Genomic DNA, 14352 nt, shown 5'->3' with positions numbered 1-14352 from the left:
GTTTAAGAACAGCCTTATGTGCCAAGCATGTGATAACTGGACATCGATAACGTTTTTCGGCACACTTCGCCACCATATTGATTGAACTTCTGCTTTTATAAGCAGTAAAAAAGGGTAACGTTCGTCATCATGCGGCGTTCTCTACATTTTATAATTTGGTTTACTGCGCTATTGACGCGTGATGAACACACCACTCTCAACGATAGTGATGGGGCTAGGTAATGGATATCCGTAAAGTCAAAAAACTGATTGAACTGCTTGAAGAATCCAATATTAGCGAGATTGAAATCCAGGAAGGCGAAGAGTCGGTTCGCATCAGTCGTCATCCCAATGGGGGCACCTGGCACCCGCAGTCAATGCCCCAGTACGCTCAGCCTGCCCCTCAACAGCAACCTGCTGCGCCTGCGACTAACGCCGCAACGCCTGAAGAAGAGCCCGCTCCAGGCAACAGCTATCGCGGCGAAGCCATCAACTCGCCGATGGTCGGTACCTTCTATCGCAGCCCCGCGCCTGGCGCCAAATCCTTTGTTGAAGTCGGCGATACGGTCAAGCAAGGCGATACGGTGTGTATCGTGGAAGCCATGAAGATGATGAACCAAATTGAAGCCGACCGTGACGGCGTGGTGGAAGCCATTCTGGTAGAAGACGGTGAGCCGGTGGAATTCGATCAGCCAATGATCGTCATCGCTTAATCCTTCATTTCAATACGGGTGGACTCTCCCATGCTCGACAAGGTACTTATCGCCAACCGCGGCGAGATTGCCCTACGTATCCTCCGGGCCTGTAAAGAGCTAGGCATCAAGACCGTGGCGGTTCATTCCAAGGCGGACCGCGAACTCATGCACGTACGCCTAGCCGACGAGGCGGTATGTATCGGTCCGGCCTCCTCTGCTCAGTCCTATCTTAATATTCCGGCATTGATCAGCGCAGCGGAAGTGACCGATTCCAGCGCCATTCATCCCGGCTATGGCTTTTTATCCGAAAACGCCAACTTTGCCGAACAGGTAGAACGCTCAGGCTTTACGTTTATCGGCCCCCGCGCTGAAACCATTCGCCTGATGGGCGATAAAGTCAGCGCCATCGAGTCAATGAAAGCGGCTGGCGTCCCCACGGTTCCAGGCTCGGACGGCCCACTTGGCGATGATGATGAAACCAACCTTGCGACCGCACGGCGCATCGGCTATCCGGTTATCATCAAGGCAGCAGCCGGTGGTGGCGGGCGCGGTATGCGTGTCGTGCATACCGAGGGCCACCTGCTTTCCGCGATTACCGTCACCCGCACCGAGGCCCACTCCTCGTTTGGCGATGGCACCGTCTACATGGAGAAGTTTCTCGAAAACCCCCGCCATGTGGAAGTTCAGGTACTCGCCGACGGCCAGGGCAATGCCATTCACCTCTTTGACCGTGACTGCTCGTTGCAGCGTCGCCACCAGAAAGTCCTCGAGGAAGCGCCAGCTCCCGGCATCGACCCTGACGCGCGTGCCAAGGTGCTGGAAGCGTGTCGCCAGGCATGCGTGGAAATCAACTACCGGGGCGCGGGTACCTTCGAGTTCCTCTACGAAGACGGCAACTTCTTCTTTATCGAGATGAACACTCGCGTCCAGGTCGAACACCCTGTCACCGAGATGGTGACCGGCGTGGATATTGTCAAGGAACAGCTGCGCATTGCCTCGGGCATGCCGCTGACGATCCGCCAGGAAGACGTTGTATTGAACGGCCACGCGTTCGAATGCCGCATCAACGCGGAAGACGCGCGCACCTTCATGCCGTCACCCGGTAAGGTAACGCTTTACCACGCACCAGGTGGCCTTGGCGTGCGTATGGACTCGCACATGTATACCGGCTATACCGTCCCGCCCCATTACGACTCGCTGATCGGCAAGCTGATCACCTGGGGAGAGGACCGGGAAATTGCCCTCACCCGCATGCGCAACGCACTGGATGAGCTATTGGTTGAAGGCATCAAAACCAACATTGATCTGCAAAAAGACCTGGTGCGCGATAGCTACTTCCGCCAGGGTGGCGTCAATATTCACTATCTAGAAAAGAAACTCAGCAGCTAACACACGCTGAGATCGATCATCACGGGATGGCCATCGTCATCCCGCTTTTTTTGCTGCTGCGGAGACCCGGAATGCCCTGGCTTCAACTCAAAGCGCACGTCCCGCCCGAGCAGGCAGAACTGCTGGAAGAATTACTCCTTGAAGAAGGCGCGACGGCAATTGGGCTTCAAGACGCCCAGGATGACCCGGTATTCGAACCCGAACGCGGCACAACGCCTCTATGGCAGGACACTGTCGTCACCGGGCTATACGATGACCTCGAGGGCATTGACGCCATGCTTGCGCGCATCGAAGCCGCCTGGTCGGAACAGGTACCGGACGAACCCTGCCCGGCCATTGACTATGAGCTACTCGCAGACCGCGATTGGGAACGCGAGTGGATGGAAGACTTTACGCCACTACGTATGGGAGAAAGGCTCTGGATTGTGCCAAGCTGGCACGAACCACCCGAGTCCGATGCCGTCAACCTGGTCCTTGACCCGGGCCTGGCGTTTGGTACGGGTACCCACCCGACCACGGCTTTGTGCCTTGAATGGCTTGATAGCCTGGCAGTCAAGGGGCAACTCGCTGACCAGTCTGTGCTGGACATTGGCTGTGGTTCGGGCATTTTGGCCATTGCCGCATTAAAGCTCGGCGCGGCCCATGCCGATGGTACCGATATTGACCCCCAGGCACTGCAGGCCAGTCGTGACAACGCCGAGCGTAATCATATCGACGAAACAGCACTGGCACTCTGCTTTCCTGAGCAACTCGTCAAAAGCCGCTACCCGATTGTCACCGCCAATATTCTGGCGGGTCCGCTGATCGAAATGGCATCAACGGTTGCTGGCCACGTTGCCCCTGGCGGTCACATTGCCCTTTCGGGCATTTTGGCCAACCAGGCCGATGATGTCATGCAGGCCTATCAGCAACAGGGGCTCAGCATGGATGCGCCTGTCATGCGGGAAGGCTGGGTACGCCTTACCGGACATCGCCTCATTTAATCTGTCGCTGACACTCAGGCCGCCTTCACCCCGCCGTCGAGTAAGCGTATCATACGCGTCCTCGGGCGGCCTGACGGTCGTTAACCGCAACATCAAAGCGCCAACTGCCATGACCCTAGCAACACCACCACTCAAGATCGGCCCACACGCCCTGCCGAACCGGGTCATATTAGCGCCCATGGCGGGGGTGACCGATCGTCCTTTCCGCCAGCTGTGTCGACGGCTCGGGGCAGGCTGGGTAGTTGGCGAGATGGTCACTGCCGACCCCAATCTATGGCATACACGCAAATCAAAATTGCGCATGGATCATCGTGGCGAACCCGCCCCCAGGGTTGTGCAAATTGCCGGGGGCGACGCCGAGATGCTCGCCCAGGCAGCCCGGCTCAATGCCGATCTTGGCGCACAGGTAATCGACATCAACATGGGCTGTCCGGCCAAAAAAGTCTGCAATAAGGCAGCAGGCTCAGCGTTGCTTCGCGACGAAAGACTGGTTGGCGAGATTCTTGACGCCGTCGTCAACGCCGTCGATATTCCTGTCACCCTTAAAATTCGCACTGGATGGTGTGCTGACTCCAATAACGGCGTCCGTATTGCGCGTCTTGCAGAGCAAGCAGGCATTCAATCGTTGGCAGTTCATGGCCGACATCGCGAGCAGCGCTATACTGGATGGGCAGAGTACGACACCATTGCCGATATCAAGTCACGACTGGGCATTCCGGTGATTGCCAACGGGGACATCACCACCCCGGAAAAAGCGGTAGAGGTGCTGCACTACACGCAAGCAGACGCCGTTATGGTCGGACGGGCCGCCCAGGGAAATCCCTGGATTTTTGATCAGATTCAGCACTTTCTGGAACATGGTGAGCACCGCGCTCAACCCAGCCTGGAAGAGCGCCGCGGCGTGCTCATTGATCATTTAAACGCCCTTCATGGCTTTTATGGCGACACCATGGGCGTGCGCATTGCGCGTAAGCACCTTGGCTGGTACCTGGGCGAAGATGCCCGTTTCACTCCAGCTCAGCGGCGTGATTTAAAGCAACAATTCAACGGATTGGCCACTACCGAAACACAAGTCAACTGGATCAATGACGCCATGGCACCCGATGCCATCAAGCGTCTGCTAGCCAAAGGAAGCTATGCAGCATGACCGAACGCGATCTTGACCTTGTTTCCAGCGACAGCGCGTCAGACAGCCATACGCGCCTCAACGGCACACTGGCAGACTCCGAGGCCAATATGCCGCCGCAGCCTCTTCGAGAGGCCGTGGAAGCTGCGATGCGTCGCTACTTCGAGCATCTCGATGGCAGTCAGGCGAGCGACCTGTATGCCATGGTGATGGCCGAAGTAGAGGCGCCTTTGCTCGCCTGCGTGCTTGAGCACACCGAGGGGAATCAGACCCGTGCGGCGGATGTACTGGGCCTCAACCGTGGCACGCTGCGCAAGAAACTCAAGCTTTATGGACTTATTGAAGGCGACGCCCCAACACCCTGAGGGCGTCATTGACTTTTCATTCTCTACTCTGTACACGAGCACCCTCATGGCTGATAGCACTGCGACCCCTGTACGCCGCGCCCTTTTGAGCGTTTCTGATAAAACCGGCATCGTTGAATTTGCCCGCGGCTTGTCCGAGCATGGCGTGGAGCTTCTGTCCACGGGCGGCACATTCCGCCTTCTACAGGAACACCAGATTCCGGTTAAGGAAGTTAGCGAACACACCGGCTTCCCCGAGATCATGGATGGCCGCGTCAAGACACTGCACCCCAAAATCCATGGCGGCATTCTCGCCCGCCGCGGCCAGGATGACGCGGTCATGGCGGAGAACGACATTACCCCGATTGATATGGTCGTGGTAAACCTCTACCCCTTTGCTGCCACCGTCGCCAAGCCGGACTGCACGCGGCAGGACGCCATCGAAAATATCGATATCGGTGGCCCGACCATGGTCCGCGCCTGCGCCAAGAACCACGCGTACACGACGATTGTCGTCAACGCCGACGACTATCCCCGGGTGCTGGGTGAGCTCGCCGCTCAGGAGGGGTATGTCAGCGAAGCCACCCGCTTCGACCTCGCGGTAAAAGCATTTGAACACACCGCAGGCTACGACGCTGCCATTGCCAACTACCTGGGACGCCAGGTCGAGGCAACAGACGCCGATTTCCCAAGGACGCTAAATCTGCAGCTGCACAAGAAACAGGCCATGCGCTACGGTGAAAACCCGCACCAGCAGGCTGCTTTTTACGTGGAGGAAGGAGCCAACGAACCCGGCGTGGCGACGGCAACAATGCTGCAGGGTAAGCCGCTGTCGTACAACAATGTCGCCGATACCGATGCTGCCTTTGAGTGTGTCAAAGAATTCGATGACACCGCCTGCGTTATCGTCAAACACGCTAACCCCTGCGGCGTTGCGATTGGCGCCACCGCCCTTGAAGCCTACGACAAAGCCTTTGCGACCGACCCTACCAGTGCGTTTGGCGGCATTATCGCTTTCAATGTGGCGCTCGATGCCGACACGGCCCGGGCAATCGTCGATCGCCAATTTGTAGAGGTGATTATCGCCCCCGGCGTCAGCGCCGACGCCGCTTCCATTGTGGCAGCGAAGAAGAATGTCCGGCTACTGGATGTCAGCGCACATTGGCCCAGCGAAACCAAGCCCGCCTTCGACTTCAAGCGGGTTAACGGTGGCCTGCTGGTTCAAGAGCGTGACGACGGCATGGTAACGCGTGATGCCCTGACGGTGGTCAGTGAGCGCGCTCCGTCCGAGCAGGAACTGCGTGATCTCTCGTTTGCCTGGAGGGTCGCCAAGTTCGTTAAATCCAATGCCATCGTGTACGCCCACAGTGGCCAGACAATAGGCGTTGGCGCGGGACAGATGAGCCGTGTCTATTCCGCCAAGATTGCGGGCATCAAGGCGGCCGACGAGGGTCTCTCAGTGCCGGGTTCCGTAATGGCGTCGGACGCTTTCTTCCCGTTTCGTGACGGCATTGATGCCGCTGCGGCGGCAGGTATCACCGCCGTCATTCAGCCGGGCGGCTCAATGCGCGATCAGGAAGTGATCGATGCAGCCAATGAAGCCGGCATTGCCATGGTGTTTACCGGCATGCGTCATTTCCGCCACTAAGCCAGACTAGGGTCCCCGACAGCAAACAACCCTCATTGACGTGTTCAGTGAGGGTTGTTTCAGCTCAGGAAAAATGAAAAGCGGGGTTTAACTGAGATCAATACACAGATACTTGGTTTCCAGATATTCCTCCAAGCCCTGGTGCCCCCCTTCGCGTCCCAGGCCGGATGCTTTCACACCGCCGAACGGCGCCGCTGCATTGGAAATCAGGCCGGTATTAATGCCTACCATGCCATATTCAAGCGCTTCAGCTACCCGCCAGACCCGCGACAAATCACGAGAATAGAAGTAAGACGCCAGCCCATATTGAGTGTCGTTAGCCATTTCAATGGCCGTCTCTTCGTCATCGAAGGGAAAGACAGCCGCCAGCGGGCCAAAGGTCTCTTCATGGGCGACTTTCATTTCATTCGTGGCAAAGCTGATCAAGGTTGGGCTGAAGAAGTTACCTCCCAAGGGGTGCGGATACCCGCCCAGTAACAGCTCTGCCCCATGGTCGACAGCGTCCTGGACGTGCTCACTGACTTTCTGAACGCCATTCTGGTCAATCAACGGCCCGATGTTGATATTTTCCTGAGTGCCATCGCCCACATTCAGCTCGCTGTTCATCGCCACGGCGAGCTTTTCGCAAAACGCATTGATGACGCTGGACTGGACCAAAAAACGGTTGGTGCAGACGCATGTTTGCCCTGCGTTACGAAACTTGGCAGCCATGGCGCCGTCAACCGCCGCATCCAGATCGGCATCTTCAAAGACGATAAAGGGAGCGTTGCCGCCCAACTCAAGCGATATTTTCTGCACATGCTCGGAAGCCTGCGCCATCAGCTTGCGGCCAACTTCGGTCGAACCGGTAAAGGTAATCTTGCGCACTTTAGGTGACTGGGTCAGCGCTTCGGCGATGTCAGCAGCGCTCCCCGGTACAACGTTGAAAACGCCGCGGGGAATACCGGCACGCTCCGCCAGCATGGCCAGGGCCGTGGCCGAAAACGGCGTCTGGCTCGCTGGCTTGACCACAATGGTACAGCCAGCCGCCAGAGCAGCACCCGCCTTACGGGTAATCATCGCCGCCGGGAAATTCCAGGGGGTGATGGCACCGACAACGCCAACAGGCTGTTTGGTCACCACAATACGCTGGTTGGCCTTGGCGGCAGGAATGGTTTCACCGTAGACGCGCCGAGCTTCTTCAGCGAACCAGCGAAGAAAGCTCGCCGCATAGGCAATTTCACCCGCCGCCTCTTTCAGTGGCTTGCCTTGCTCGTGGGTCATCAGCATGGCGAGATCGTGCTGATGTTCCAGCATCAGGTCATGCCACTTCAATAACAAATCCGCCCGCTCCTGGGCAGTCAGCGAGCGCCACGCGGGAAGTGCTGCATCAGCCGCTTCAATGGCCCGTTCGGTTTCCGCTTTCCCCAGCCTTGGCATATCGCCCACTATCTCACCGGTGGCCGGGTTAAGCACGTTGATCTGGTCACCGCTGTCGGCCGCTACCCAACTTCCATCGATATAGGCAAACGGACAGTACAGCTGTGTCTCTTTAAGCGCTTCCATGACAGACTCCTGCCCCGGATAAGGGACTCATCAGCAAAATAACGTATTCATGCTATGACGAAACAGGGTAACAGACCAACCGTAATACAGTATCGTGTCGCACAGGGTTAATTGACCAGCGTCAAGAACTCCTGACGCGTTGCCTGATTGGCCCGGAAATCGCCCAGCATGACGGATGACGTCATACTCGAGTTTTGTTTCTCGACGCCACGCATCATCATGCAAAGATGACGCGCTTCAATTACCACGGCCACCCCACGCGCCTGGGTGACCTGCTGCACTGCCTCGGCAATTTCCCGAGTCAGGTTCTCCTGAATCTGCATGCGTCGGGCATACATATCGACGATACGAGCAAATTTGGAGAGCCCCAACACGTTACCGTTCGGCAGGTAAGCGATGTGACACTTACCAATAAAAGGCAACAGGTGATGCTCGCACATTGAATACAGCTCGATATCCTTGACCAGCACCATTTCGTCAGTCTGCGACTCAAAAACGGCACCGTTGACGATTTCCTCCAGCGACTGATGATAGCCATGCGTCAGGAACTGCATTGCTTTTGCTGCGCGAAGAGGGGTATCTCTGAGCCCTTCACGCTCGGGATTTTCCCCAAGTGCGCTGATGATCTGTTGGTAATACTGGGCGATATCATCCGTCATGGTAAGCCTCGTCAAAAATGTCGTGCACGATCAATATGGCTCCATCGCGCTAAAAGGAGTCGGCCATAGGCCGCCATGGCAATGATTGGACGCAATCCAGACACAACCATGTACAGAAAATATACTTTAAGTAAGGCATGTACAATAAAATATTAACATAACGCAATAAAAGCGTGCATCTTAGCGCACCTAAGCGCTGGGTGGCAGCTTGGCTTGATCCGGCATCCCGCTATGCGCGTGATAGAAAGACACTATGCCAACCACTGCGGCTTTTTTAGTATTAGCAATTGTTGCTCAAGTTGCCGGATATGCTGATCCCAGTACCCTTTATCAGCGACCCAGGGAAACGCTAACTGGAAGGCAGGGTCTTGCCAGCGAGAGACCAGCCAGGCGCTGTGCCTTATCAACCGGTAGGCACGCAGTGGTTCAATCAGCTCTATCTGCTGATGGGGAAAGGGCCGCGTTTCTTCGTACCCTTCGACAATCTCACTCATCTGACGCTGCCACTCAACGGGCTCATTCGCCGATAGCAGCATCCAGATATCCTGGATCGCTGGCGCCATCAGGCAATCATCAAAATCCACCAGTGAAAACTGCTCATCGCGCCCCAGAATATTGCCCAAATGACAGTCACCGTGACAACGTATCATTGTTTCATCACCCCATTGATAGGGACGAAGCGCTTCCAGCATGCGGGTAATGACGCTTTCATAACCCCGACGCTGGTAACGATCCAAACGCTGGCTATCGAAGACCCGTTGCTGAGCATCTTTCACTCCTTCCACTAACTCCAGACGTGGACGATGGATAAAAGTGCCCTTGCTTGACGCCTCGTGCAACTGCCCCATCAGTTCACCCAGCGCGAAAAGGTGGGCATCATTGTCCAACTCGGGGGCCTGTCCAGGGCAATGGCGGAATAACGCAAAACGATACCCTTCATAGCGATGCAGGCTTTGCCCGCGACGATCACGCCAAACAGTGGCCACCGGCACTCCGGCCTGGCTAAGCTCGACAAGAAAATCGTGCTCTTCCTGGATAGTGGCGTCCTGCCAGCGTTCTGGACGATAGAACTTGATAATCCATTGACCGCCTTGCTCATCGCGGAACATCATCACGCGGTTCTCATAGCTGTTTAGCGCAAATGGTTCCGACGTTGGCCATATATCCAACGACTCCACCGCTGACATCACAAGGCCAGGAGAAAGCTGGTGAAAAGCATGCGTCATGGTGTCTCCAGGGATCAATCAGTAAAAGCGTATCATCGACGAGGGCATCGTGCTGTCAGGCGTCATCAACCACCAGAGGTGTGCGCGCCGCCGCCCACACATCAACACGCTGCGCTCCAGCCCGGCGCAATGCCAAAGCGAGTGCATGGGCCGTAGCCCCCGTGGTGACAACCATGACCACTACTATAGAGACAACTTAATAGTATGTCTCACTGAGACAGCGGTACGGGCTGAGATCTTTATAGAACGATTAGCTCTATATCAAGAATAAAGTGGTCTATAAATGTTATATCGCCCCTCCCCCCTTCTGTCTCGCTTCGCTCGGGCTATTGAGTGATTGATATGAAGCGAATGCCGTTCTGTGCTGGCTTCTAGATGGTTCTCGGGTGATAGGTAGGGTGAGCCATAGGGTGAAGCCTGGAATGGCTCACAGGGGCTTTCAAACAAGTAAAAGCCCCACCCTGCTCAAAGGTGGCCTACTCAGCTCAATGCTCATAAACAAACACTTCTATTAGATTGGTGTTTCTAGATCTAGAAAAGTAGATATAAACACTAAATAAAGATATTGATTTTTCAAATACTTAATAGAAACCCAGCATTAAAATAGAGTTTTATTCACCCTATGCCTTCCTTAACTCGGTGTTATTTAGCACGGGGAACATTTCTTTTTATTGGTGTATCGCCAAAACCATTGAAAAATAAAATAAATAATTGAGCTCAACTAAAGGCTAAATAAAAAAGTTATATTTTTATGGTTTATGGGGGCTGCGGCGAATAAATCCGGGTGCTATTATTTAAACATCGGAAGCAAACACAACCTATATAACTGTAAAGGTGAATGAAAAATGAACTCACTAACTTATTACTTCAAAAAAGAGCACCAACTAAAGCAACTTGAAGTTGAATTGAACTCTCTGAAAGAAGATGAAAATCTTAAAAAAGCCATTGAATTCAAAAAGAACGTGGAAAAAATGGCAGAAGATTACGGCTTATCTAATGAGTCGGTCTTACAGGTTCTTGTTCCTGAGAAATTCGCTGAAGAAGCTGTAGCTTCGGAGCAAAAGAAAACCCGCAAGCCTCGCAAGCTTAAAGTGTTTAAAAATCCTCACACTGGCGAAGTGGTAGAAACTAAGGGTATGAACCATCGTGTGCTGAAAGCTTGGAAGAAAGAATATGGTAATGAAACCGTCGATAGCTGGTTGGTTGATGACAATGAGCCAAAACAGCAACCACTGAAGGAAGAACCAAAGGTAGAGAAGGAAGAAGAGAAAGAAGAAGTGAAGGTAGAGCCAAAGGAAGCACCTAAAGAAGCCCCCAAGGAAGAAAAGGTAGATCCAGTTGAGGCCAAGAAAGATACCCCTACTGAACCTAACAAGGCACTTAACACTAAGGCTACCAAGCGAGAGCTACCTGTAAAGCCACTAGGTAATAACAAGCCAAAATTCCAATACACACCGCCATCTAAAAAAGCCAACCGTTGAGAGCAACGATGACGTATGAAAGCCCGACATAGTGCGGGCTTTGTTGCATCCCCTGCCCTATTACTACCTACCACTTACACCTTATCGCTGAAATGAAAACGTATATATTTCACAAAATCTTTCTGAGAACCCTATTTTCAATAACCATTTATTGATTTTAAATTATCATGGATGTTGTAGATTATATTTAATTTAAAAATTACTAGTTGTAATTTAAAATATTTGCATCGTTAAAATCTCGGTGATATTATCCGGGCTGTTCGCAACAAAATATTATTGAATTCAAGGGAAAGAGTATGTCTTCTAGATTGAAAAAATATCAAGAAACAGAAAGAATGATGAAGCAGTTGCAGGAAGAACTTCTTGCAATGGAGAGCGACACCGAACTCAAGCAAGAAATGGAATTCAAAGAGAAACTTGAAGCTTTGATGGCAGAATTCGGTGTAGCAGAAAAAACGGTTCTTCAAATTATCGCACCTGAGAAATACCTTCAGTCACAAGGTCAAACCAGCACCAAGCCTCGTAAGGTCCGTAAGCTGAAGGTTTATAAAAATCCGCATACGGGCGAAGTGATTGAGACTCGTGGCGGAAATCATAAAGGGCTCAAAGCTCTCAAAGATGAACACGGTGCTGAAGTAGTTGAGGGCTGGCTCATCAATGATGATGCTGATAACAAGAAGACAGAAGCTTAAGCTCCCCCTCTTGTAAGCAAAGAAAAGCCCGCTTCTGAGCGGGCTTTATTGTTTCTGGCATCCTACTACCTAAAACCTCTTTGAATGCCTCCTTGGTGGCTTATAGAGCTAAGGAGTCCTGCTGTGCAACGGTGTTACCACTAGTGTCAGTAGCCACAATATCAACAATCAAACTATCGGTATCTGTATACTGCTTGATAAGATCGATATTGCCTCTCGATATTTGAACAACATTACTGAAATTGCTACTACTGTTAACAGTGTTTGAAATAATCATATTGCTGTCATTAAAAAAATTTCCATTTAATATTATTTTTAATAATTTAAATAACGGCTCCATATATAGTAAAGGTTGAAAATAAGATATCTAACATAAGCCGTCTAAAAGCTTCTGTATGCTTCCTAAATCTAGAACCTAGCCAACCCCTACCCTACACTGTGAAAGCTCCTAGAAAGGCATATTGAGCCACATAGTTAATCACAGAAATGGAACGGCATACAGTTAAAGCCATTACCTCTAAAGAAATAAAATAATCCTATACTCAATAGCTCGTTTGCGAAGCAAACCAAAACAAGACAGCTACAACCTCAATACAAAATACTCATCGACCAAAGAAACTAATCACTCCTTTCTTCAATAGCCAGTTTGCGAAACAAACCAAACATACTCATTCAAGCGATAAAGTAAAATAAAGATACTGAATAATTAAATACTCTTTTTCGCTCGCAAGCTCGCTAGATATTGAATATAAGATTATTGAATTGCTGTAGTGTTTAGCTAGTAGTAACTGTTTATATGTTCGCCATTCAATAAGCTGATAACAAAGTAGCCACTTTGACGGTCACATATTTTTTAAGCATGACAAAAAGTAGACTAAAGTTATGAGCCAGAAATTGTGTATTAAAAATAAAACACTTTCAGAACGGTTTTTTGGAAATAGAATTTATCGTCTGTAGGGTCTTCTTAGAATGGTATATATTTTACGAACGAAAAAAACAGCCTCAAAGCTTTTCCTAAGTAAATAATAAGTTCATAAGAAGACTTTATTTTATTATGTTATTTTTAACGAAGAAATACATTACATAAAACATAAAAGAGAACTTTGGAGGTGGTCACCTTGTCGGGTAGTTTTTTTAAAAAGGTGGTCAGCTTGTCGGTTATTTAAGGCATATAATTTTTGAAAGTGGTCAGCTTGTCGGGTCTTTTTTTATACCAAGGTGGTCAGCTTGTCGGGTAATAGAAACAAATAAAGCCACTACATTAGTGGCTTTGCTCATTACCGCTTTTAATCTATTTATTGATTTTCCAGTCTACATTGAATACAAGTTTCTCACCTGCTCCATACGTTTGAATATTCCAATCTACATAGTCATTCAATTTTTCTAATAATTTTTTATACTTCTTTCTAGTATGCTTATCAATGTCATCTGTATTTTCTTCTAAAACCTTAATCACTCTATCTAAATTAAAATGCTGGTCTTCGCCTCTATTTACTCTTGCAATAATAAAATCGTAGAGAGCTAAAGCTCTTTCATTTCGTATGAAATTCTTTTTTACTGACAAATCTATTAAAGTAAACTGAGCTGTTAAAGCATTTGTAAACATAGAATTTATGGTTAACTTTAACTTTCCATTTTCATTATTATAATCGTATTTTAAAAACAATTCATTATGTCCTTTTTCAAATTCTTCATTTTCATATAACTCTGGAATATGTATTTCGTGTGTAATTCTACCTAGCCTCAATAAAGATCTTTTTAGAGCTTTCCTACTATTTAAGCTATCACCTAGTCCTGCTTTCATTAGTATTTCATAGTAAGATGTATAAAACTCTATTTGACTACCATATCCGAAAGAATTTCTTATTTCTGGATTATCTTCAGCAAAATTATTAAAAGCTTCTCTAGACTCTTCATCAACAAAAGCCTTATTTACAATAACTTCATCCCCATACTTAGCTAACCTATTACCCGCAACACTTAATATCGCCTGCAAATAGAGCATATCTTTATGAGTTGGTTTTTCTCGTGCTGAAAAGATATGCAATAAGCTATTTACAACTTTTTTAGTAAAAAGTGTTGGTCTTTGTTTTTCTCCTGTAATATATAGTGAACTTATTCCAGATAACATACTGGCCCTCTCTTGTTTGGCATAATTACCTATTAAAAAATTTGTATTTTGTTTTCTTTGAACTTTAATCATTGTATTCCCCTTCCTTTGTTTTCTCTTCCTCAACTTCCTTGTTGAGTCTTTTTATTTTTTTAAATTATACAACATCGTATCTTCTAGCACTTTTGGTATATAGGCTTATTGGTATTAAGCTGTAATAACTATTATATAATATATTATTTAATAAGTCAATTAAATATTTGATAGAAAGTTTGACTTTTTATCTTTTTTTGAAATTTAAAAGACTATTTTGGATATACTACTACAACATTATAGGTATCTTTTTCATTTTATATAAACTGGAAAAAAGCATGGTAAAATATATTTTTTATTTAATAAAAGGGAAAAATGGATTTTGATATCAAAAGAAGGAACGATATAAAGAAAGCAGTGCTTACCGAAGTTGCGGTGGGCA

12 protein-coding genes are annotated in these 14352 nt (G+C 49.6%); 8 read left to right on the top strand and 4 right to left on the bottom strand.

Features of this window, described 5'->3' with window-relative positions:
- Nucleotides 1-221: 221 nt before the first annotated feature.
- From accB to purH, 6 genes are all read left to right on the top strand, one after another.
- On the top strand, nucleotides 222-692 hold the full coding sequence (accB, locus tag B7L15_RS13810) for an acetyl-CoA carboxylase biotin carboxyl carrier protein (protein ID WP_085919535.1): 471 nt from the start codon (nucleotides 222-224) through the stop codon (nucleotides 690-692).
- Nucleotides 693-722: 30 nt separating this feature from the next.
- Nucleotides 723-2063, top strand: a complete 1341-nt coding sequence (accC, locus tag B7L15_RS13805) for an acetyl-CoA carboxylase biotin carboxylase subunit (RefSeq protein WP_085919534.1) — start codon at nucleotides 723-725, stop codon at nucleotides 2061-2063.
- A 71-nt stretch (nucleotides 2064-2134) separates the two neighbouring features.
- Nucleotides 2135-3046, top strand: coding sequence for a 50S ribosomal protein L11 methyltransferase (prmA, locus tag B7L15_RS13800; protein WP_085919533.1), 912 nt, complete (start codon nucleotides 2135-2137; stop codon nucleotides 3044-3046).
- A 109-nt stretch (nucleotides 3047-3155) separates the two neighbouring features.
- Nucleotides 3156-4193: a tRNA dihydrouridine synthase DusB gene (gene dusB, locus B7L15_RS13795; RefSeq protein WP_085919532.1), complete on the top strand. Its 1038-nt coding sequence runs from the start codon at nucleotides 3156-3158 to the stop codon at nucleotides 4191-4193.
- Nucleotides 4190-4537 carry a DNA-binding transcriptional regulator Fis gene (fis, locus tag B7L15_RS13790; RefSeq protein WP_085919531.1) on the top strand — a complete coding sequence of 116 codons (348 nt, stop codon included), beginning with the start codon at nucleotides 4190-4192 and terminating at the stop codon, nucleotides 4535-4537. The genes dusB and fis overlap by 4 nt, the downstream gene beginning before the upstream one ends.
- Before the next feature lie 46 nt (nucleotides 4538-4583).
- Nucleotides 4584-6164, top strand: a complete 1581-nt coding sequence (gene purH, locus B7L15_RS13785) for a bifunctional phosphoribosylaminoimidazolecarboxamide formyltransferase/IMP cyclohydrolase (protein ID WP_085919530.1) — start codon at nucleotides 4584-4586, stop codon at nucleotides 6162-6164.
- Nucleotides 6165-6251: 87 nt separating this feature from the next.
- On the opposite strand, the gene B7L15_RS13780 is transcribed toward purH, so the two are convergent.
- The 3 genes from B7L15_RS13780 to B7L15_RS13770 form a co-directional block, all read right to left on the bottom strand.
- Nucleotides 6252-7709 carry an NAD-dependent succinate-semialdehyde dehydrogenase gene (locus tag B7L15_RS13780; RefSeq protein WP_085919529.1) on the bottom strand — a complete coding sequence of 486 codons (1458 nt, stop codon included), beginning with the start codon at nucleotides 7707-7709 and terminating at the stop codon, nucleotides 6252-6254.
- 107 nt (nucleotides 7710-7816) lie between these two features.
- Complete coding sequence (folE, locus tag B7L15_RS13775; RefSeq protein WP_085919528.1) at nucleotides 7817-8368, bottom strand: GTP cyclohydrolase I FolE; 552 nt, start codon at nucleotides 8366-8368, stop codon at nucleotides 7817-7819.
- 251 nt (nucleotides 8369-8619) lie between these two features.
- Nucleotides 8620-9594 carry a serine/threonine protein kinase gene (locus tag B7L15_RS13770; RefSeq protein WP_085919527.1) on the bottom strand — a complete coding sequence of 325 codons (975 nt, stop codon included), beginning with the start codon at nucleotides 9592-9594 and terminating at the stop codon, nucleotides 8620-8622.
- Between the two features lie 845 nt (nucleotides 9595-10439).
- Here B7L15_RS13770 and B7L15_RS19590 point away from each other — a divergent pair.
- Nucleotides 10440-11075 carry a histone-like nucleoid-structuring protein, MvaT/MvaU family gene (locus B7L15_RS19590; RefSeq protein WP_176243695.1) on the top strand — a complete coding sequence of 212 codons (636 nt, stop codon included), beginning with the start codon at nucleotides 10440-10442 and terminating at the stop codon, nucleotides 11073-11075.
- A 296-nt stretch (nucleotides 11076-11371) separates the two neighbouring features.
- Nucleotides 11372-11767 (top strand): histone-like nucleoid-structuring protein, MvaT/MvaU family, encoded by a 396-nt coding sequence (locus B7L15_RS13755; RefSeq protein ID WP_085919526.1) that lies wholly within the window; start codon nucleotides 11372-11374, stop codon nucleotides 11765-11767.
- Nucleotides 11768-13058: 1291 nt separating this feature from the next.
- Here B7L15_RS13755 and B7L15_RS13750 read toward each other — a convergent pair.
- Nucleotides 13059-13970 carry a RepB family plasmid replication initiator protein gene (locus tag B7L15_RS13750; protein WP_139839380.1) on the bottom strand — a complete coding sequence of 304 codons (912 nt, stop codon included), beginning with the start codon at nucleotides 13968-13970 and terminating at the stop codon, nucleotides 13059-13061.
- Nucleotides 13971-14352 lie beyond the last annotated feature (382 nt).

This window comes from Halomonas sp. CSM-2 (assembly GCF_002119345.1).
GTDB classification, from domain to species: Bacteria; Pseudomonadota; Gammaproteobacteria; order Pseudomonadales; family Halomonadaceae; genus Vreelandella; species Vreelandella janggokensis.
The sequence above is the reverse complement of the archived record's forward strand: the minus strand, read 5'-3'. Positions and strand labels throughout refer to the sequence as shown.